Source organism: Wolbachia endosymbiont (group A) of Ischnus inquisitorius, assembly GCF_964026985.1.
Classification (GTDB): Bacteria; Pseudomonadota; Alphaproteobacteria; order Rickettsiales; family Anaplasmataceae; genus Wolbachia; species Wolbachia pipientis.
In genome coordinates this window covers 664,017-684,232 of record NZ_OZ034715.1, presented here as the reverse complement: position 1 = coordinate 684,232, position 20,216 = coordinate 664,017, and the positions used below count along the sequence as shown (strand labels likewise).

Sequence of the window (20,216 nt, the reverse complement as noted above, 5' to 3'; positions counted from 1 at the left end):
GGATTTATTATTTACAGATGGATATTATTTTAGCAACAGGTGGCACAGGTGGGCATATCTTTCCGGCCATAGCTTTAGCAAAAGCACTAAAGACACAAGGATACAATTGCATATTATTCACTGATAAAAAAACAAATAAAAATACCGACATAGAAAGCTACACCTTACCATTACGTAGACCAAGCAGCAACAAATTTAAGTTTTTCCTTTTCTTGATATACAGCTCTATGTTAGCACTGTATCAAGTAAGAAAATTAAAACCAAAATCGGTCATTGGTTTTGGTAGCTATGCTTCTTTTCCAACTCTTCTTGCAGCAAGAGTTCTTTCTATACCTATAATTTTACATGAACAAAACACAGTTTTAGGGAGAGTAAATAGATTCTTTTTCAAGAGTGCAAAATTAATTGCAACCAGCTTTCCGGAGACTAAATATGCAGAGGGCAATAAATGTATTTTTACAGGAAATTTTGTTGATATAAAAGCACAGAGCCATTCTAGCACTGAGAAAATCCTAAATATATTGGTCATAGCAGGCAGCCAAGGTGCAAATTTTTTTGATGATGTAGTAAGCAGCGTAATTTGTGATTTACCTATGAAAATGAAAAAGAAAATTAGAGTGACGCAGCAATGTACGAAGAAAAATGTAAACAAGGTCAAAAGTCTATACAAAAGTGAAAAGATCGATTGTGAATTGAGTGAATTTTTTGATGATATGGAGAATAGACTGGCCAATGCTCACTTGGTAATTAGCAGAGCAGGAGCAACTTCAATAGCAGAGATCACTCTTGCTAGGCGTTCTGCTATATATATTCCTTACCCTTACTCAAAAGATAATCACCAATTTTATAACGCAAAATATATTGAAGACTCGAGAGCAGCTATAATAGTTAAGCAGAATAGTGAAGCAAAAAAAAATCTAACAGAGGTACTATTTGATCTATTAAATAATTCTCAAAAATTGCGTGATATGACCAATAGTACAGAAAAAACAGGGATAAAGAATGGGACTACTGAGTTTGTTAAGGTGATTGTTCACAGGTTTAGTTGATGGCTGCTTGCTTTTTCTTCAAACACGTCCCAAAGATCCTTTTCTAGCGATATATTATACAATTTATTGATATAAACTACTCCCGTGGGTGAAGTTGTGTTAATTTCGAGCAGGAAGTCATCTATAATATCAATACCAACAAATATTAGCCCTCTTTTCTTTAATTCAGGACCAATTTTGTTACATATTTCATTGTTTCTATCGTTCATTTGAGCGGGCTCAAAACTTGCTCCAAGTCGCATGTTTGTTCTGATCTCTCCACTGATTTTTGGAATTCGTTTCATTACACCAATTGGTTGGCCATAAAGTAGCAATATTCTTTTATCTTTATCTATGTTTTTACAAAATGATTGTGCAATCACAGGGCATTCGTATTTTGCTATCATGAGATCCACTACTACTTGAATACTATTCTCATCTTGTATTCTTATCACATCGTTTCCTCCATAACTATACAATGGCTTCAGAATAATATCTTGATAGTTGTAGTAGAAATCTCTAATCATTGATATATTTTCAGTAATCAAAGTTGGCGGAATTAGCTCTGGAAATAATGAAGTCATCAATTTTTCAGGACAATTTCTTATTTCTGTTGGATTGTTAATTACCAATGCGCTGGTTTTTTCTAAGATATATGTTGTTGTAATATAACGCATATCAAAGGGTGGATCCTGTCTGATAAATATGATGTCCATTTCATTCAAGTTGATTGCTACATCCTCTTTAGAGATAAAACTAAAATCATCAACGCTGACTTTCTGAGCCAGAGCAATTGGATGGTTTAGCTTTAGTGCTAAATTGTTAGGAGCATAGACAAAAACTTCGTGCTTCCTCCTTTGTGCTTCCTTTATTAGCACGAATGTAGTGTCAGTTTCAAAATTTATATTTTCATCCATCTGAAAGGCAACTTTCATTTATGTTCTCTACCTATTGTCACAATTGTACAAATGTTATAATTTGAAAGCGATTTTTGCCTAATGGCGTAACTTACTGTACCTATATCGTACATAACTTACAACTTGTTTTACTCCCTTTACTTTTCTTGCAATTGCTATTACAGCTTTTAATTCCGCTTTATTTTGGGCTATACCCATCAAATAAACAACTCTATCAACCGTATTAACGCTATAATTAATTGACTTAATATTTCTTTTTCCCAGGAGTCTTGTTCTTATTTCCGCTGTTATCATGCCATCTACAGTGGTGTCTAGCATGGAAGCCATTTGAATTGGTATTACTCTTATTTCATTTATCACTTCTTTAATTTCTTTTTGCTGCCAAGCTATTTTTTCTGCTGTAAGTTGTTTTTCAGGAGTGTCAACACTTCCAATGAGCAATACTCTTCCTTCACTTACTTTAACCTTTATGGATGAAAATAGCCCATGTTTTAAGAGCCCCTTATTAATTCTGATGACCATAGTCGTATCATCAATGATATTTCCCAAGGATTTGTCCTGCATTGTTATTGCTGTTGCTGTCGCTGTAGCCACCACACCACCTATTATAAGGGTTGTGCAACCACTTTGTGTAATCAAAAAAATTGCGAGTAAGAAGCTTGTTATTAATCTCATTATTGATTTTCAGGGTTTAGAGCTTTCATTAAGAAATGTTAATAAGCTTTTTTGATTGTGTAAATACCATAAATTAAGTAAGACTTTAAACCTTGAATATTTTTAATGGAATACCTATAATAGGGTACTGAAAATTTCTTGCGGATATGGCGGAATTGGTAGACGTGCCAGGTTTAGGTCCTGGTGAGCTTGCTCTTGGGGGTTCAAGTCCCTCTATCCGCACTTTAAAGTCATGTAACTTAGGTTTTAAGGGAAAATTTATAATCACTAAATACACTTTTGTTTGTGTAAAAACCTGTTCTTAAGGATTGTGTTTAACTTAAATTCTGGTAAAATGACTCTATTAAGATATGAATTAAAATGTTAATAAATGAATTATGATGTCTAATAATATACCTCAAAATACAGTCGAAGTAAGTAGCGTATATACCTACAAAGAGCTTAGTATAGATAAACTAAAGTATGAGTATGAAATCACAGTTGGTAGTGATTATATAAAACAAAAGGTAAATTCCAGGTTGCAAGAGATAGCAGAAAATGCAAAATCACCTGGATTTAGGGCTGGAAAGATGCCCTATGACCTTGTTGTTGCAAATTATAAAAACGAGGCTTTGGAATATGTGATAAATAATACAATTGATTATTGCTCAAGTGATTTGATGAAAAAAATTGAAGTCAAGTCTCACATTTATCCTAAGGTTGATGTTATATCATTACCAGATCTGGGCAAAGAAAATGAGGAGGGCAATTTTGTATACAAGCTATCTTTTGAGTCGATGCCTGAAGTACCGATGATAGATCTTGACAAAATAAACTTAAAGAAAATTGAAGCAAAGATTGAAGAGGAAGATATAAAAGAATTTATTGATTCTATCAAAACAAAGTTCCCCAATTTTGCCTCTGTTGATGATGCTTCTTATCAAGCGAAAGATGGGGATAAATTGATAATTGATTTTGAAGGGCGGATTAGGAATAAGCTCTTTCAGGGTGGAAGTAGCAAAAATTTTGCCGTTAATTTAGGGTCTGGCACATTTATTAATGGTTTTGAAGATCAATTAACTGGTATGAAAAAGGGAGAAACAAAGAACTTTAAGTTGAAATTTCCTGAAAATTACCAAGCCATTTCCCTTGCAGGACAGGAAGCTGATTTTTCTGTGCGAATTAATGAGATTCAGGTTGCCAAAGATTTTGAAAATGATAATGAAATAGCTAAGAGTATTGGTTTTAAAGATTATTCTTTGCTAATAAGTCATGCAAAACAAATGATTGGTGATCAGTGCACTGAAATGATAAATTTCTTAATTAAAAAGGAGCTATTTGATTATTTGGATGCTAATTATAGTTTTGATTTACCCACAGACATAGTAAAACAGGAGCAACAAAGAATGGAAGGAGAACTGGGCACTCAAAATGATTCTCGTAAAGAAGCTGAAAAACGTGTAAAGCTTGCTATGTTATTTATGAAATTTAGTGCAGAACATAAAATATCATTAACTCAAAATGATGTTTTGAGTGTTATTGTAAATCAATATGTCAGTAAAGATGTGCAATTTGACAGAGTACTTAAGCATTTTGAATCAAATAAACAATTTCAAGAATTAGTTAGAGGGCAAGCGCTTGAGTATAAAGTGACAGATTATATAATAGAAAAAGTTAGTAAAGAAGAGCAGATTGTTTCTGTGAAAGAATTAAAGGAATTATTTGATAATATTTAATAGGAAAAGGTATGACTCTTATACCAATTGTAGTTGAACAAACTAGTCGCGGTGAGCGCGCTTATGACATATATTCAAGACTAGTGAAAGAAAGAATAATTTTCGTAACAGGTCCTATTGAGGACAACATGGCTAGCGTAATAGTAGCACAGCTTTTATTTTTAGAATCGGAAAATCCCGATAAAGACATTTGTATGTATATTAACTCACCAGGTGGTGTTGTAACTGCTGGTTTGTCGATCTACGATACAATGCAGTATATAAACCCAGACGTTTCAACTTTATGTATAGGTCAAGCTGCGTCTATGGGTTCTTTATTGCTTGCAGCTGGTACAAAAGGTAAGCGCTACTCTCTACCTCATTCAAGAATTATGATACATCAGCCATCTGGTGGTTATCATGGTCAAGCAACTGATATAGAAATACATGCTAATGAAATTTTGCGAGTTAAGAAAAAACTAAATCAAATTTATGAAAAACATACTGGAAATTCACTGAAGAAAATTGAAGGAATGATGGAAAGAGATAAATTCATGGATCCTGAAGAAGCAAGGAAAATTGGCTTAATTGACAGGGTGATAGCTGAGCGTACAGATATTGAAATTGAAAATACTAAAGTTAAACAAAAGGTGGGTTAATGGATAACAATAATGATTTACACTACTGTTCTTTTTGCAACAAGGCGCAAGATGAAGTAGATAAATTGATTACTAACTCTTCGGATGGTTTAAAGGTGTTTATTTGTAATGAGTGCATAGAATTATCCCATAAAGCAATAAGTCAAAAGAAAGATAGATCTTTTAATTCAGATCGTATATCTGATATGAAGCTATTACTAAAGAAACCTGAGGATATAAAAAATTTTCTTAGCAAGCATGTTGTAGGTCAAGAACATGCGCAACATGTTTTATCTGTAGCTATGTATAACCATTGTCAATCCATGGTACAATTTCATGCTATAAGTGATATTGAAATCGAGAAGTCAAATATAATGCTTATTGGTCCCACTGGTTCTGGTAAGACTTTGCTGGCCAAAACACTTGCTAAAGTTTCAGATGTGCCATTTGCTATGGCTGATGCGACAACTTTAACTGAGGCAGGTTATGTGGGTGATGATGTAGAAAGCGTGTTGTCGCGTTTATTACAAGCTGCAAATTATGACGTTGCAAAAGCACAGCGTGGTATAGTGTTTATAGATGAAATAGACAAGATCACAAGAAAATCTGAAAGCACTTCAATAACCCGTGACGTTTCAGGTGAAGGGGTCCAGCAAGCTCTGCTTAAGATTATGGAGGGTACAGTTGCTTATGTTCCGCCACAAGGAGGGCGAAAACATCCACAACAAGAGTTTATACAAGTGGATACTAGTAACATACTGTTTATTTGTGGAGGAGCTTTTGAAGGCCTCGATAAAATTATTGAAGCGAGAAAAAAGGGAACATCAGTTGGCTTTGGAGCAGATATAAGTCAGTCTAAAGAGCAAAAGAAAAAAAATGCTTTACATGATGTTCAACCTGAAGATTTAATCAAATTCGGTTTAATACCCGAATTTGTAGGGCGGGTTCCAATAACTGCTGTTTTAGATGAGCTGGATCATGAAGATTTAATACATGTTTTGACAGAACCAAGAAATGCGCTAATAAAACAATACAAAGCATTGCTTGCGTTTAGCAAAGTAAACCTTGAGTTTTCAGATGAAGCAATATCAGCTATTGCTAAAAAGGCTATAAGCTATAAAACAGGCGCAAGAATGTTACGTGCTATCTTGGAGTCACTTTTGCTTGACATTATGTATACATCTGGAAACGGAGGCTTTGAAGGTAGCACTATAGTAATCACTAAGAAAATGGTAGAGTTAGGAAAAGCAACGGTTAATCATAATAATAATGGCAATGTTATAACGGTTAATGATTAATTTGAGGCATATATTATGAACATTGAACGTACTGTGAGCTCTGGTTTTGCTGCATTGTCAGTATTACCTTTAAGAGATGTAGTAATTTTTCCAAATATAATGGTGCCTTTATTCATAGGCAGAGAAAAATCTGTTAATGCACTAGAGTATGCAATAAGTAGTAGTAATCACCAAAATGAGATTTTTCTTGTAGCACAGAAAGATGGCTCTGTTGATAATCCAGAGCCTGAAGATCTTTATGAAGTAGGTGTGTTAGCAAGCATTGTACAACCGTTAATAAAATTACCTGACAATGCAGTAAAAGTTATAATCCGGGGGATAAGAAGGGGAAGAGTTGTAGAATATATTAGCTCTCATACTTTATTACAAGCCAGGGTAGAGTTAGACAATCATTATAAAGAAGATGAAGACAATATTGATTTAGAAGCTTTAAGGCGGTCTGTTGTAGACGCGTTCGATAGCTGGTGTAAGCTAAACAAGAAAAATCAACCCGAGGTTGCCATTAACTCCATTGATCAAATCAAAGAAGTTGATCAACTTGTAGACACGGTAGCTTCACATTTAAATATAAAAGTATCAGATAAACAAAGTATACTTGAGGCTTATGACCCAGAAGAGCGTTTAAAAAAAGCTTTTGCTTTTATTGAGAGAGAAATGAGTATTTTGAACGCACAAAACCGTTTATATAAGACAATTAAATCGCAAGTTGAAAGCACTCAGAAAGTTTACTACCTTAACGAGCAATTGAAAGCTATACAGAAAGAATTAGGCGAATTTGAGAATGGTGATGAAGGGAATATACTCAATGAATTTGAAAAAAAGATAAATGAAACAAAGCTTTCTCAGGAAGCAAGAGAGAAAGCTATAACTGATTTGAAGAGATACAAGAAAATGAATCCCATTTCTCCTGAAGCTACAGTTATATCTAGTTACTTGCATTGGTTGCTTGAGTTGCCATGGGGAAAGTACAAAGATGCAAAAATTAACTTAAATACAGCTAAGAAAATCTTAGATGAAAATCATTATGGCATAGAGAAAGTAAAAGATAGAATAATAGAATTTTTAGCGGTATTAAAAAGAGTAAAAGAGATAAAAGGTCCTATACTTTGCTTAGTTGGACCACCAGGTGTTGGTAAAACTTCTTTAGCTAAGTCTATGGCAAGAGCAGTAGGAAGAGATTTTGTTCGTATAGCTCTTGGTGGTGTGCGTGATGAGTCCGAGATACGAGGGCATAGGAAAACTTATATTGGCTCAATGCCTGGTAAAATCATTCAACACATGAAAAAAGCTAAGTCATGCAACCCGCTTTTTCTGCTTGATGAAATAGATAAGATGGGTTCTGATTCGCGTGGCGATCCTGCATCTGCATTACTTGAGGTTTTAGATACTGAGCACAATAAACACTTTACGGATCATTACTTGGAAATTGAGTTTGATCTTTCAAGTGTAATGTTTGTAGCTACGGCAAACAGCTTAAATTTACCACATCCTTTGCGTGATAGGATGGAAATTATACAATTGTCCGGGTATACTGAAGATGAAAAAATCAGTATTGCTACACACCACCTTATTCCGAAGTTAAAGAAGGAGCATGGTTTGCATCAGAAGGAGTGGAGCATAACTAATGAGGCGTTATATGAATTGATACGTTTATATACACGTGAGAGTGGTGTGCGGAGTATGGAGAGGGAGCTTGCAAAGCTCATGAGAAAGGCAGTTAAAGAAATATTGACTGATAAAAATAAGAAAATATCCGTAGGGGTTGACAATTTACAAGATTATTTAGGGGTACGTAAATATACCTTTGGCATTGCGGAAAATGAGAGTTTAGTAGGAATAGTAACTGGGCTCGCCTATACTGAAACAGGTGGTGATATTTTGATGATAGAATCAGTCCTAATTCCGGGCAAGGGAGAAATAAAATACACAGGAAAGCTTGGAGAGGTTATGCAAGAATCTATAAAAGCTGCGTATAGTTATATTCGATCAAATTGTTTATTTTTTGGTATAAAGCCCGAAAAATTCCAAAATAATGATATACATTTGCATGTACCTGAGGGTGCTGTACCAAAAGATGGCCCTTCTGCTGGCGGCGCGGTATGTACGTCTATTGTTTCTCTTATGACAAATATACCAGTTAACAAAAATGTTGCTATGACAGGCGAAGTGACATTGCGTGGTAGAGTTTTAGCTATCGGGGGCTTGAGAGAAAAATTGCTTGCAGCGCTCAGAGGATCAATCAAAACTGTGATTATACCAAGTGAAAATGAGAAAGATATGCAAGAAATTCCGGCAAGCATCAAAGAGGGGATCAACGTAGTTTTTGCTAAGAATATTGATGAAGTTATGAAAGTTGCTTTAATGCACCCTACTACTCCAATTAATGGTGATGATAATCAAAATAGTGTGCCTTCCTCTATAGAAAGTAAAGATGATACTTTTACTATGTCGGAAACATTGAAGCATTAGATTAAAAAAATATTATCAATCTCCATTTCTCTTTTATCCGGCAAAAATCCACCAACTTGTGCATCCCATAAGGATATGACTTGCTTTGTTGTTATGTCATTCATATTTTTTACTTATTCTATCTCCCAGTTTAATTCAAGTAGATGATATATTATAATAGTCCTTTTCATGGAAACCTTTTCTGGTAGATTGCTTTCTAGAAAAACCTTGGTCAAGGTGCTAACTGTGGTTTATAATAATATAAATCATATCATAGTTGATTTGCGTTTATCAGAGCTGGAGTAGAGGTATGTTTTATCTTACAAATTTTTTGCCTATTTTACTGTTCCTATTTCTTTTTGTAGGAAGTGGTATATATTTTACTATTCTTGGCGTGTCAAATGCTTTTTATCAGTTATAGCTCTTTCCACAGAAGTCCGGATATGATAAGATTAAGGATAGATGGCGATAAGGAGGTTGGATGCCGGCAGCATATAGTTATGATTTAAGAAAAAAAGCAATGGAAGCACTAGACGAAGGGGAAAGCAGAGAAGCAGTGGCAGCAAGATTTAAAATTGGACGAACTACTTTGTGGGAGTGGCAGCAAAGAAAAAAAGAAACAGGCGACTTTCAGTCAAAAAAACTCGGTAATGGAGGTTACAATCAGAAAATTATCGACTGGAATAAGTTTATCGAATTTGCTAAAAAACACGGTAGAAAAACTCTGTCGGAAATGGCTAAACTTTGGGGCAACGTTAGTATCCAAACGATCCACCGAGCCCTCAGAAAAATTGGATTTACGCGCAAAAAAAGACATATGGATACAAGGAAAGGAACGAAGAAAAACGTGCTGAATTCTTAAAAATTATAGCAACAAAAGAACCAGAAAACTTAGTGTATATAGATGAGTCTGGGATTGATAACACGGAGGACTATCCATATGGGTATTGCCAGAAAGGACAGCGATTTTATGCCCTAAAATCTGGAAAAAAAACTCAACGAATCAGCATGGTTGCAGCCTTAAGTAGAAGAAAGATAGTTGCTCCATTAACATTTGAAGGCCACTGTAATATGGATATTTTTAATGGATGGTTTGAGCAATTTTTGGCACCGATCTTAGAACCTGGACAAACTGTCATTCTTGATAATGCTACTTTTCATAAGTCTGATAAGCTTATCAAGCTCGCTAAAGGAGTCGGTGCAGAAATTTTGTATCTGCCGCCTTATTCTCCAGATTTTAACAAAATTGAGCATCATTGGTTTGCTATAAAAAACAGAGCCAGGAAAAACATTCCTCTATTCGAATCCTTTCGTCGTGCTGTTGATTCTGCCTTCCTATGACCTATTCGGACTATTATGAGAAATGCTATATCTCCACTGGTAGCCATTGTTCCTGCCATAGCTCTGGGTTGGGTTTTATACAAGGGCAATACTGAAGAAAAAATGTATGCCTTTCTAGATGGGGTAAGAGATCGTAATATTATCACTATGTGTATCATTTTCTTACTTGCAGGTGCATTCAGTGAAGTAACTAAAGCAATCGGTAGTGCTGATGCCACAGTTAATTTGGCTCTTTCATTTATACCAACACAATTTTTACTCATAGGATTATTTTTTGTAGCAGCTTTCATCTCCACTGCTATTGGTACATCAATGGGCACCATTGCAACAATTGCTCCTATTGCAGTTGAACTGACACAAGCTGGGATTTCTCCTTCCTTAGGAGTTGCAACCGTTGTAGGAGGAGCAATGTTTGGCGACAATTTATCTATTATCTCTGATACTACAATTGCATCTGTGATGTCTCAAACGGCTGATATAAAGAAAAAATTAAAACTGAATGCAAAAGTGGCACTAATTGCTTCTATATTCACAATAATTATATTATTTTATAGCTCAAGCAATAGTGCTGCTATTTCAGTTAAGGAGTATTCTTTATTGCTTGTGACTCCTTACATAATACTTATATTGCTTGCAAACTTTGGAATAAATGTATTTACGGCATTGGTTTTAAGCATAACTTTTGCTGGAATCATTGGATTTATAAATAACAACAATTATGGTTTATTATTTTTAAGCCAAAACATCACTAAGGGGTTTATGAGTATGCATGAAATTATGCTACTGTCATTGATGGTTGGCGGGCTTTCAGGACTGGTAGGTAAAAATTCTAAGGAGTTTGCAGATAAACTTTCATCTTGGGTTATGATACAACGTGGTGGACAAAAAACTGCGCAATTATTTATTGCAAAAATAGTCAGCATATTTGATATTTTACTTGCAAATAACACCATCGCTATAATTTTTAGTGGTGAAATTGCTAGAGATATTGCTAAGAAATATGAAATACCGCCTCACTATAGTACAGCATGGCTAGGCATATTTTCTTGTGTATTTCAAGGATTAATACCGTATGGCGCTCAATTGCTTTTGGCTAGCACTATTGCTGGAGTTTCACCTTTGGCAGTCATGCCACACGTATACTATTGCTATGTTTTAGGTATTATTGCAGTGTTATATATTGTATTGAACAAAATTGAGAAAAAAGATTGTGCTTAACATACAAGACAATGCTTCACTTTGTAAAAGATGGATATTCCTAGCAGTATGTGCCCTTGCTTGCTCTGGGTTACTGTCAATAATTGTTATTTTTCTACGATTGCCTTTTATCTCCTCTCTTGTTCCTTCTGCACAATATATTTTTGATAATGCGCTGGTAATACACGTGAACTTGTCAATTTTGGTGTGGATGTGCTCTATAATATCTCTGCTCTTTATCATAAACCTACAAAATACCAATAGTTGGTTTAACTTTTCATGGGTTCTATCAACCCTTTCGATGCTGCTCATGTTTATATCCGCATTCGTTCCAAACACTGAAGTTATCAAAAGTAACTATATTCCCGTATTACAAAACAAATTATTTTTACTTGGACTCAGTTTATTTATTGCCAGTATATTAGTAAATACAATGCTAGCATACACATCAAAAAAAGAGGTTTCATTTCTCTCTGTTGGGCAAATTGGGCTAGTTATTATACTTGTATCGTCATTTCTTTGCTTTGTTTTAGCATATAATAATATGCCTCCAGGTCTATATCACTCAGATAATAATTTATTTTACGAATATCTCTTTTGGGGAGGCGGACATTTATTGCAGTTTGCTTTTACTCAAGGAATGTTTTTAGTCTATTTAATAATGCTAAGTTCCAATGATATTAGTTTAGCTTCAAACAATAAAATTACTATTTTACCACTATTTATAAACACGATTTTAGCTGTAGGCGCACCGTTTGTATATTTTGTTTATCCAGTTGATAGTGCCAAGTTAATACAGTTTTTTACTTGGCATATGAGGATTGCTGGAGCAGTTTTGCCGTGCTTTTTGATAATATTAGTGTGCTACAACATCAGAACTTTTATTAATGATAAAAGCAACTATTTATTACATTCATTTTTGTTGTTCACTTATGGAGATGTGCTCGGAGTGTTGACTATTGAAGGTAATGTCACGATTCCCGCTCATTACCATGGTTCTGTAGTTGGTATCACTATAGCTTTTATGAATTTTGTCTACTGGATGTTACCTAAATTAAACTTTAAAGAGATAAAAAGTTCCATGGTAAGATTACAGATTTATGCCTACAGTATAGGGCATTTTCTCCATATCACTGGTCTTGTGTGGCTTGGTGGATATGGTGCTTTAAGGAAGGTTGCAGATCTGCCAAGTATTTCGTCAATGTTAGCACGCACGTGCTTCATTATAGGTGGCGCTATATCAGTTGTTGGTGGAATGTTGTTCGTAATAATTGTGCTTTTACATCTGTTAAAAGGCAAAGCGCGTACCAACTGACCCATAGAAACAAAAAAAACTTCCTTGACAAACTCCGCCAGCCCCCTTATCATGAAACTGAAGCTATTTATTTATCTTCTCTGTACAGATTAAATGACAAAAAAACTCACGTATCTGGCGTCCCATGTTTAATTTTTTGCACTATGTGCACCTTATGTCTTTATAAAATTTCTAGGTTTTTACCTAATATAAGCAGAAATGCGCTTATAAAGCATTTAAAACATCAAAAAACGCCGATTTAAAAAATGGATAGTGAATAACTAGCTACCCTAGGGTTTCTTTTGCCTTTTTTTCTGTTTAGTAAATTTCTTAATGTTTATAATTTAGATTAGTTGCGGCTTAAAAGCAACTAAATCGCGGTTATTAAGCGTTTAGAATAAAAAAACGCCATACTTGAAAGTATAATGTAAGTAATTAGCCAACCACGGGGCTTCTTTTGCCTTTTTTTTCATTTGGTAAATTTTTTAATATTTATACGGAAGGTAGCGCGTGACGCTGGAACCCCAAAAAAAGGATGATGTCATCCCAGTGCTCCTTTTTTTGTCATCCGAGTAGCTGACACTGTCCTCCTTTGTCATCCCAGTGCCCAGACACTGGGATCCAGCATTTCACGCAATCCCATCAAGAACGTTGTATTTTACATAACACTTTTATGCTTACCAACTTAATAAAATTCCTGGATCCCAGTGGGCTTTGTTGCATCGCTAGCTATGATGGATTAAAGATAAAAAAGGTGGAGAATATCAGTAGCTTATTATTCTGGTATTTATAACAAGAACGGTCAGTGAATACCTAAATTTGAGTAAAAGAAATTTCACTACCACTCACTAATCTGGCTAAAATTCAAGAATTTCAATGCTTTAGCTATTTTCAATAGAATTAAATTTATTAATATAAATAACAAATTACTATTCTTAAATTTGATCAGATTGATTGCAAAAAAACAAGATTTTCAATAAGTTGCTTATAATCCTAATTATAGTTAGCCTTTCATAAGTAGCGATGCAACAAAGCCATCCCAGTGTCAGCTACTCGGATGACAAAAAAAGGAGCACTGGGATGACAGGAGAGGGAGGCTACTTGGATGACATCATAGGGGCACTGGGATGACACCATTCTTTTTCCTGGATCCAAATAGTCAAGGCACTGGAATGACAAAAAAAGGAGGCACTGGAACGACAAAGTGGAGTGTCTGCTTCTGTCATCCTATGATAGCTAAAAAGACCTGGTCACGCGCTGGAATGACACCGAAGGGGCTACTGCCCTCTTGGATGGAGACCAGTGTCAGCTACTTAGATGATACCTTTTTTCTACTTAGTTTAGGTTATGCAGAAGTCTAATACAATTATAGAACAAGCTTAAAAATTCTGGTAAAGTAGTTTTATTTACAAAGAAAGAATATGCTACTTGAAATTGAAAAGCGCAGCATAACAAATGCATTGTGGAAGTTGCAAGAAGCAGATCAAAGGCAAATCTTAACTCTTACACAGAGATTTGAGTTACCAGAAATATTAGCAAGAATATTGGTTACTCGTGGTGTTAACATAGAAAATGCAAGCGACTTCTTATATCCACTAATCAGATCGCTATTACCAGATCCCTTTCACCTTCTTGATATGGATAAAGCTGTTTCTCATATAATACGGGCAATAAAAAATGATGAAAACCTTGCAATATTTGGTGACTATGATGTTGATGGTGCAACGTCGTCAGCATTGATTAACAGGTACCTGAGAGCAATCGATATACACTCTATAATCTACATTCCAGATCGTGTTGATGAGGGTTATGGATTAAACACAGATGCTTTATTACAACTTAAAAAGAATGGAATTGATTTATGTATTTCCGTTGATTGTGGTACGCTTGCATATCAACCAATAGAAGATGCAAAGGCTTTTGGTCTTGATATTATAGTTGTTGACCATCACCTTGGTACGGAAAAATTACCAAGCGCCGTAGCAGTTGTGAATCCAAACCGCCTTGATGAGAGCTCTCCTTATAATAACCTAGCAGCAGTTGGAGTGTCATTTCTGCTAATTGTTGCTCTTAATAAAAGCCTACGTGAGCAAGGATTTTTTACCAACAAAAAAGAACCAGATTTATTTGATCTGTTGGATTTGGTTGCCCTGGGAACTGTCTGTGATGTTATGCAGATCACAGGCCTCAATAGAGCACTTGTCTCACAAGGATTAAAAGTTATGTCAACAAGAAAAAACGTTGGCTTGCGTGTTTTATTTGATGCTTTGGGAATCCTTGAAAAACCAAGTGTTTCTCGATTAGGGTTTAGTATTGGGCCATGCATAAATGCTGGAGGAAGAATTGGAGAAGCATCGCTTGGTGCAAGGTTGCTTTCCACCGATGATGATGAAGAAGCACATTCAATCGCGCTAAAATTAATAGATTTGAATAATGCAAGAAAAGTGTTAGAAAATGAGGCTCTCTTGGAAGCTACAGCACAAGCGGAAAAGTCTGCCCAATCAGGTGCGAATTTTATAATGATAAGTGGCAATTGGCACCAGGGAATAATTGGTATAATTGCATCAAGGCTAAAGGAGCAGTTTCACTTGCCAACAGTAGTGATATCTTTAAATAATGGAATAGGAAAAGCAAGCTGTAGATCAATTTTGGGAGTTGATATCGGTGCTGCAGTCCTTTCCGCAAAGTTTATAAATTTGATTATTGAAGGTGGTGGCCATAGTATGGCGGCAGGATTTTCAATTAAAGAAGACAAAATAAATGATTTGCATGATTTTTTTACTGAAAGATTTTCAAACTCTATAAATGAGAAAACTTTAAAAGCTGATAGTATAGTAACTGCTAAAGCAATAAACTTATCTCTGTGGAACCAACTGCAACGCTTGGGACCATTTGGAGTTGGAAATCCTGAACCAAGGTTTATTATCCAAGGAGCAAAGATAAGAAAGCCTGAAGTTATAGGAGTTGACCATATAAAATGTTTTATTGCTGATGATAATGTTATGGTAAGAGCTATTGCATTTCGTTCTGCAAATACTCATCTTGGCTCTGCTATCATGCAGGGTAATGTTAAAGCTATTTTGGGTAAAATCTCTATGAATTACTGGAATGGCAATGAATTTGTACAATTTTTAATAGAAGATGTATTGACCATAAGTTGAGTGTATCTGTTCAGCAGAGTGGCAAAATAGGTAGACAAGATAAACCAAAAAATCGAGAAAAAGTGAGTTTACAACAACTGGTGTCATGAAATTATCTGACACTGATTTCCATCCAAGAGGGTGTCATCCCAGTGCTCCTATAATGTCATCCCAGTGCGTGACACTGGGATGACACCCTACTTAACCGTCATACCGCGATTCATTCGCGGTATCTCTTAGCCGCTAACAAGTAGCGGGATGACGAGCTTATCGTCATGCCACTGCGAACCGTCGTACCGCGATTCATTCGCGGTATCTCTAGATCCCGCTAACAAGCAGTGGGATGACGAGCTTATCGTCACGCCGCCACGAACCGTCATACCGCCGCGGCGCTAACAAGAGATCCCGCTAACAAGCAGCGGGATGACGGTTGTCGTTTAGCCATAAACATTAAAAAATTTACCAAATGAAAAAAAAGGCAAAAGAAACCCTAGTCATTGTCTATTTTCAGTATTGGCGTTTTTAAGTCTTAAACACTGCAATTTAGCTGCTTTTGAATGCAACTAACCTACGCTGCAAATGTTTAAGAAATTTACTAAGCAGAAAAAAAGGCAAAAGAAACCCCGTGTTAGCTAGTTGTCACTCTCTAATCCTGCAAATTGGCGTACTATACTGTCTTAAACGACTTATAAGCGCGTTTCAGCTTATATAGGTAAAAACCCAGAAATGTTGTGAAGACATAAGGTGCACATAGTGCAAAAAATTAAAAATAAGACGCCAACTACGTTGTTTTCTTGCTGTTTAATCTGCACAGATGAAGATAACTGAATACCTTCAATACCATGATAAGGGGGCTGGCGGAGTTTGTCAAGCAAGTTTTTCGTTTCTATATGGGCTACCTTAAGACTTCAACGTCTTAACGCACTTGACCCCACCAGCATATAAATTTGCATGGCTCTTTCCAGTATTAAGCAATGCAAATCCAATGTTGTCTACACTAGAGCGCAGTTCCCCTATTTCCTCATTGTTTTCATTTGTCACTTTAGTGCCAATATCTGGAAGTGCGTTATCCCCCTCAACAAGGTAAAGTTTTCTTCTGAATATTTCTTGTCTGCTCATTCGATTTACAACTTCCTGACCTATATAACACCCCTTATTAAAGCTTATACCGTTTACTTTATCGATTAAAAATTGCAGCGGAAACGATGAATTCTGCACCATATCTTTCGCTCCATCTGGAACGAGATTTTGAATTCTGACTTTTTCATACTGAGTAAAATCCCCAACCGGCTCTTTCATTTCATCTTTATGTATGATCCTCATTCCTAGCAGCTTGTGCCTTGGATCTTGAAAAATAACTTGTGACTTACTACTACACTCCGCCAACTTAGTATTAAACAAAACCCCAACCTTATATAGTGCACTAACGTCTTTAATCTTTACCCTCAAATAAGTTTTAAGTAAATCTAGTTTCTCGATTATTTGCTGCAAGTGCATGTTTTCGCACTCCAAGAGGGTGTATTTACCATATTCAATAAGAAAAAAATCATATAGATATTTTCCCTGAGGGCTAAGCAATAAAGAGTAAATGGCTTTTTGGCTATCCAACTTATTAATATCATTGGTTATAATACCCTGCAGAAAATCTCTAGTGTCAGGCCCATATAGCACTATCACACCACGACTTAAAAATGGTATATAACTCATGAAATCTCTATAAATAAATCTAAATTTTATTATATAACATTAGGCTCTTTTAGAAACTGCTTTTGGCGTGCATATTTTATAATGGCGTGCATATTTTACAAGCTCCAGCCCTTGAAATCTAACTTACGAGTATATATATATAAACTTATAAGTTAATTTGTTGATGAGGAAAAACAAATGTCAAGTATAAGTTTAAATGTATTAGATGATAGCGTGCTGATCAAGCCTATTAGCGAAGAAAAGCAAGGTGGAATTGTGCTTCCATCAAGTGCTGAAAAGAAACCTACTAAAGGTGAAGTTATAGCAATTGGTGAAGGTTCACGCAATTCAAGTGGCGAACGCGTAACTTTAACTGTGAAAGCTGGTGATAAAGTGTTCTATCGCCAATGGGCTGGTACAGAAATAGAACATAATAATGAGAAGCTTATCGTGATGAAAGAGTCCGATATACTTGCTGTCATTAAGTAGCAGTCTTTATTTTACTAAACTGAAACAAAGCGCAACATAGCGCATTGTAAATGATTTTATTATAGTTTTCTAAATTTTTTATTAACAAGAGGTGATAAAAATGACTAATGTAGTAGTATCAGGTGAGCAGTTGCAAGAAGCCTTTCGTGAAGTTGCAGCAATAGTGGATTCAACGGTAGCAATAACTGCAGGACCTAGAGGAAAAACAGTAGGGATTAACAAGCCCTATGGAGCACCAGAAATTACAAAAGATGGTTATAAGGTGATGAAGGGTATCAAGCCTGAAAAACCATTAAACGCTGCGATAGCAAGCATCTTTGCACAAAGTTGTTCTCAATGTAACGATAAAGTTGGTGATGGTACAACAACGTGCTCAATACTAACTAGCAACATGATAATGGAAGCTTCAAAATCAATTGCTGCTGGAAACGATCGTGTTGGTATTAAAAACGGAATACAGAAGGCAAAAGATGTAATATTAAAGGAAATTGCGTCAATGTCTCGTACAATTTCTCTAGAGAAAATAGACGAAGTGGCACAAGTTGCAATAATCTCTGCAAATGGTGATAAGGATATAGGTAACAGTATCGCTGATTCCGTGAAAAAAGTTGGAAAAGAGGGTGTAATAACTGTTGAAGAGAGTAAAGGTTCAAAAGAGTTAGAAGTTGAGCTGACTACTGGCATGCAATTTGATCGCGGTTATCTCTCTCCGTATTTTATTACAAATAATGAAAAAATGATCGTGGAGCTTGATAATCCTTATCTATTAATTACAGAGAAAAAATTAAATATTATTCAACCTTTACTTCCTATTCTTGAAGCTATTGTTAAATCTGGTAAACCTTTGGTTATTATTGCAGAGGATATCGAAGGTGAAGCATTAAGCACTTTAGTTATCAATAAATTGCGTGGTGGTTTAAAAGTTGCTGCAGTAAAAGCTCCAGGTTTTGGTGACAGAAGAAAGGAGATGCTCGAAGACATAGCAACTTTAACTGGTGCTAAGTACGTCATAAAAGATGAACTTGGAATCAAGATGGAAGATCTCACGCTTGATGATCTTGGTACGGCTAAAAATGTTAAAATTACTAAAGATAATACCACAGTTGTCAGCGAAAATAGCGATTCTGAAAGTGTGAAAGCTAGAATCGAGCAGATTAAATCTCAAATTGAAACTTCAACTTCTGATTATGATAAAGAAAAGCTAAGAGAACGTTTAGCGAAATTATCAGGTGGCGTTGCTGTGCTCAAAGTTGGTGGAGCAACTGAAGTGGAAGTTAAAGAACGTAGAGATAGAGTCGAAGATGCGCTGCATGCAACAAGAGCTGCAATTGAAGAAGGTATAGTTCCAGGTGGTGGGGTTGCGCTTCTTTATGCTTCATCTGTTCTCGACAAATTAAAAGGTGCAAGTGACGAGGAACAAATAGGCATAAACATTATCAAGAAAGTTCTCAGTGCTCCAATTAGAAGGTTAGTCAAAAATGCTGGTCTTGAATCTGCTGTTATAATTGACTATTTGATTAAGCAGAATGATAAAGAGCTTATATACAACGTTGAGGCTATGAATTATGCTAATGCGTTTACAGCTGGTGTGATTGATCCAGCAAAAGTGGTGCGTATTGCTTTTGAAACAGCGGTATCTGTTGCGAGTGTGCTGATAACTACTGAATCTATGATAGTTGATGTACCAAGCAAAGAAAATGCTTCATCTCCTATGGGTGCAGGAGAAATGAGTGGCATGGGTGGATTCTAAGTAGAATGAAACCGTGGAGCAATTGCTCCACGGTAGTTCCAAAAAATCTCACATTTTACTATTCGTTAAAGGTAATACGTTTGGTGCAGAAATGCACTACTGTTTGCATCCGTTTCACTCCTTTATATTGTGGTTGTCTAATAACAAAAAGGCAGCATAAGAAAACTATAACCCCTAGTATATTTATACTATAGCTGACCCAAGCAACACGTCATACCGCGATTCATTCCACAACTGTACGAACATTACAATATGGCACATAGTAAACGATGTCATGAAAGTAGCTGACACTGGAATGACACCCTTTTGGATGGAAACCAGTTTCACGCACTGGCATGACACCCATTTGTTCCTATATAGCTCTTTTTACAATAATCCGAACAGACCGTAATATGCTACTGGCCTGCTATAGCCATAAACACATATCTTATCGCATTCGGACTATTATAAGAAAGGCTATAGTTGTCTTTTCTCGTCTACCTTATTTTGCCACTCTGCTGAACAGATACAATTTACAACCACCCCCCTACCCTTTTTAGTTGTTCAGCAAATATAGAGAGGTTAAAGGGAGTGGTATTACTTAAACAACTAAATAAAAAACCAGGTAGATCATTCTGAAAT

At 35.7% G+C, this 20,216-nt stretch carries 17 protein-coding genes and 1 tRNA gene; 14 read left to right on the top strand and 4 right to left on the bottom strand.

Annotation, left to right across the window (positions count from 1 at the left end):
- Positions 1 to 17 precede the first annotated feature (17 nt).
- Positions 18 to 1,049 carry an undecaprenyldiphospho-muramoylpentapeptide beta-N-acetylglucosaminyltransferase gene (gene murG / locus AAGD90_RS03485; protein WP_341822164.1) on the top strand — a complete coding sequence of 344 codons (1,032 nt, stop codon included), beginning with the start codon at positions 18 to 20 and terminating at the stop codon, positions 1,047 to 1,049.
- On the opposite strand, the gene gshB is transcribed toward murG, so the two are convergent.
- Both gshB and AAGD90_RS03475 read right to left on the bottom strand, forming a co-directional pair.
- A complete protein-coding gene (gene gshB / locus AAGD90_RS03480; protein WP_341822163.1) occupies positions 1,034 to 1,963 on the bottom strand; it encodes a glutathione synthase in 930 nt (309 codons plus the stop codon). The two genes, murG and gshB, sit on opposite strands and share 16 nt — an antisense overlap.
- A gap of 60 nt (positions 1,964 to 2,023) precedes the next feature.
- Positions 2,024 to 2,620, bottom strand: a complete 597-nt coding sequence (locus AAGD90_RS03475) for a BON domain-containing protein (protein WP_006279461.1) — start codon at positions 2,618 to 2,620, stop codon at positions 2,024 to 2,026.
- A 140-nt stretch (positions 2,621 to 2,760) separates the two neighbouring features.
- Between AAGD90_RS03475 and AAGD90_RS03470 the strand changes: the two genes are divergently transcribed.
- From AAGD90_RS03470 to recJ, 10 genes are all read left to right on the top strand, one after another.
- Positions 2,761 to 2,842, top strand: a tRNA-Leu gene (locus tag AAGD90_RS03470).
- 158 nt (positions 2,843 to 3,000) lie between these two features.
- A complete protein-coding gene (gene tig, locus AAGD90_RS03465) occupies positions 3,001 to 4,335 on the top strand; it encodes a trigger factor (RefSeq protein WP_341822162.1) in 1,335 nt (444 codons plus the stop codon).
- Between the two features lie 11 nt (positions 4,336 to 4,346).
- On the top strand, positions 4,347 to 4,973 hold the full coding sequence (clpP, locus tag AAGD90_RS03460; protein ID WP_038250016.1) for an ATP-dependent Clp endopeptidase proteolytic subunit ClpP: 627 nt from the start codon (positions 4,347 to 4,349) through the stop codon (positions 4,971 to 4,973).
- Positions 4,973 to 6,250, top strand: coding sequence for an ATP-dependent Clp protease ATP-binding subunit ClpX (clpX, locus tag AAGD90_RS03455; RefSeq protein WP_174515832.1), 1,278 nt, complete (start codon positions 4,973 to 4,975; stop codon positions 6,248 to 6,250). Before clpP ends, clpX begins: the two co-directional genes overlap by 1 nt.
- Positions 6,251 to 6,265: 15 nt before the next feature.
- The gene (gene lon / locus AAGD90_RS03450; protein ID WP_341822161.1) at positions 6,266 to 8,719 is read left to right on the top strand and encodes an endopeptidase La; all 2,454 of its coding nucleotides are present in this window, start codon (positions 6,266 to 6,268) and stop codon (positions 8,717 to 8,719) included.
- A gap of 460 nt (positions 8,720 to 9,179) precedes the next feature.
- Positions 9,180 to 10,039, top strand: a protein-coding gene (locus tag AAGD90_RS03445; protein WP_156518142.1) for an IS630 family transposase whose coding sequence is annotated in 2 segments (ribosomal slippage) — positions 9,180 to 9,504 and positions 9,504 to 10,039 — 861 coding nt in all. Because the reading frame shifts where the segments join, the coding sequence is not laid out codon by codon here.
- A 15-nt stretch (positions 10,040 to 10,054) separates the two neighbouring features.
- Positions 10,055 to 11,257, top strand: coding sequence for a Na+/H+ antiporter NhaC family protein (locus tag AAGD90_RS03440; RefSeq protein ID WP_341822160.1), 1,203 nt, complete (start codon positions 10,055 to 10,057; stop codon positions 11,255 to 11,257).
- On the top strand, positions 11,250 to 12,551 hold the full coding sequence (locus AAGD90_RS03435; RefSeq protein WP_341822175.1) for a cbb3-type cytochrome c oxidase subunit I: 1,302 nt from the start codon (positions 11,250 to 11,252) through the stop codon (positions 12,549 to 12,551). Before AAGD90_RS03440 ends, AAGD90_RS03435 begins: the two co-directional genes overlap by 8 nt.
- Positions 12,552 to 13,657: 1,106 nt before the next feature.
- On the top strand, positions 13,658 to 13,891 hold the full coding sequence (locus AAGD90_RS03430; protein WP_010962507.1) for a hypothetical protein: 234 nt from the start codon (positions 13,658 to 13,660) through the stop codon (positions 13,889 to 13,891).
- Between the two features lie 60 nt (positions 13,892 to 13,951).
- On the top strand, positions 13,952 to 15,691 hold the full coding sequence (recJ, locus tag AAGD90_RS03425) for a single-stranded-DNA-specific exonuclease RecJ (protein ID WP_341822159.1): 1,740 nt from the start codon (positions 13,952 to 13,954) through the stop codon (positions 15,689 to 15,691).
- 879 nt (positions 15,692 to 16,570) lie between these two features.
- Here recJ and AAGD90_RS03420 read toward each other — a convergent pair.
- Positions 16,571 to 17,377, bottom strand: coding sequence for a YgfZ/GcvT domain-containing protein (locus AAGD90_RS03420; protein ID WP_010962504.1), 807 nt, complete (start codon positions 17,375 to 17,377; stop codon positions 16,571 to 16,573).
- Positions 17,378 to 17,563: 186 nt separating this feature from the next.
- On the opposite strand from AAGD90_RS03420, the gene AAGD90_RS03415 reads away from it, so the two are divergent.
- Complete coding sequence (locus AAGD90_RS03415) at positions 17,564 to 17,845, top strand: co-chaperone GroES (RefSeq protein WP_173862895.1); 282 nt, start codon at positions 17,564 to 17,566, stop codon at positions 17,843 to 17,845.
- A 100-nt stretch (positions 17,846 to 17,945) separates the two neighbouring features.
- The gene (gene groL, locus AAGD90_RS03410; protein ID WP_182309439.1) at positions 17,946 to 19,595 is read left to right on the top strand and encodes a chaperonin GroEL; all 1,650 of its coding nucleotides are present in this window, start codon (positions 17,946 to 17,948) and stop codon (positions 19,593 to 19,595) included.
- 223 nt (positions 19,596 to 19,818) lie between these two features.
- Here groL and AAGD90_RS03405 read toward each other — a convergent pair whose 3' ends face one another.
- The gene (locus AAGD90_RS03405) at positions 19,819 to 19,941 is read right to left on the bottom strand and encodes a hypothetical protein (RefSeq protein ID WP_341822158.1); all 123 of its coding nucleotides are present in this window, start codon (positions 19,939 to 19,941) and stop codon (positions 19,819 to 19,821) included.
- A 46-nt stretch (positions 19,942 to 19,987) separates the two neighbouring features.
- Here AAGD90_RS03405 and AAGD90_RS03400 point away from each other — a divergent pair, with 46 nt between their 5' ends.
- Positions 19,988 to 20,134, top strand: coding sequence for a hypothetical protein (locus AAGD90_RS03400; RefSeq protein WP_341822157.1), 147 nt, complete (start codon positions 19,988 to 19,990; stop codon positions 20,132 to 20,134).
- Positions 20,135 to 20,216: the final 82 nt, after the last annotated feature.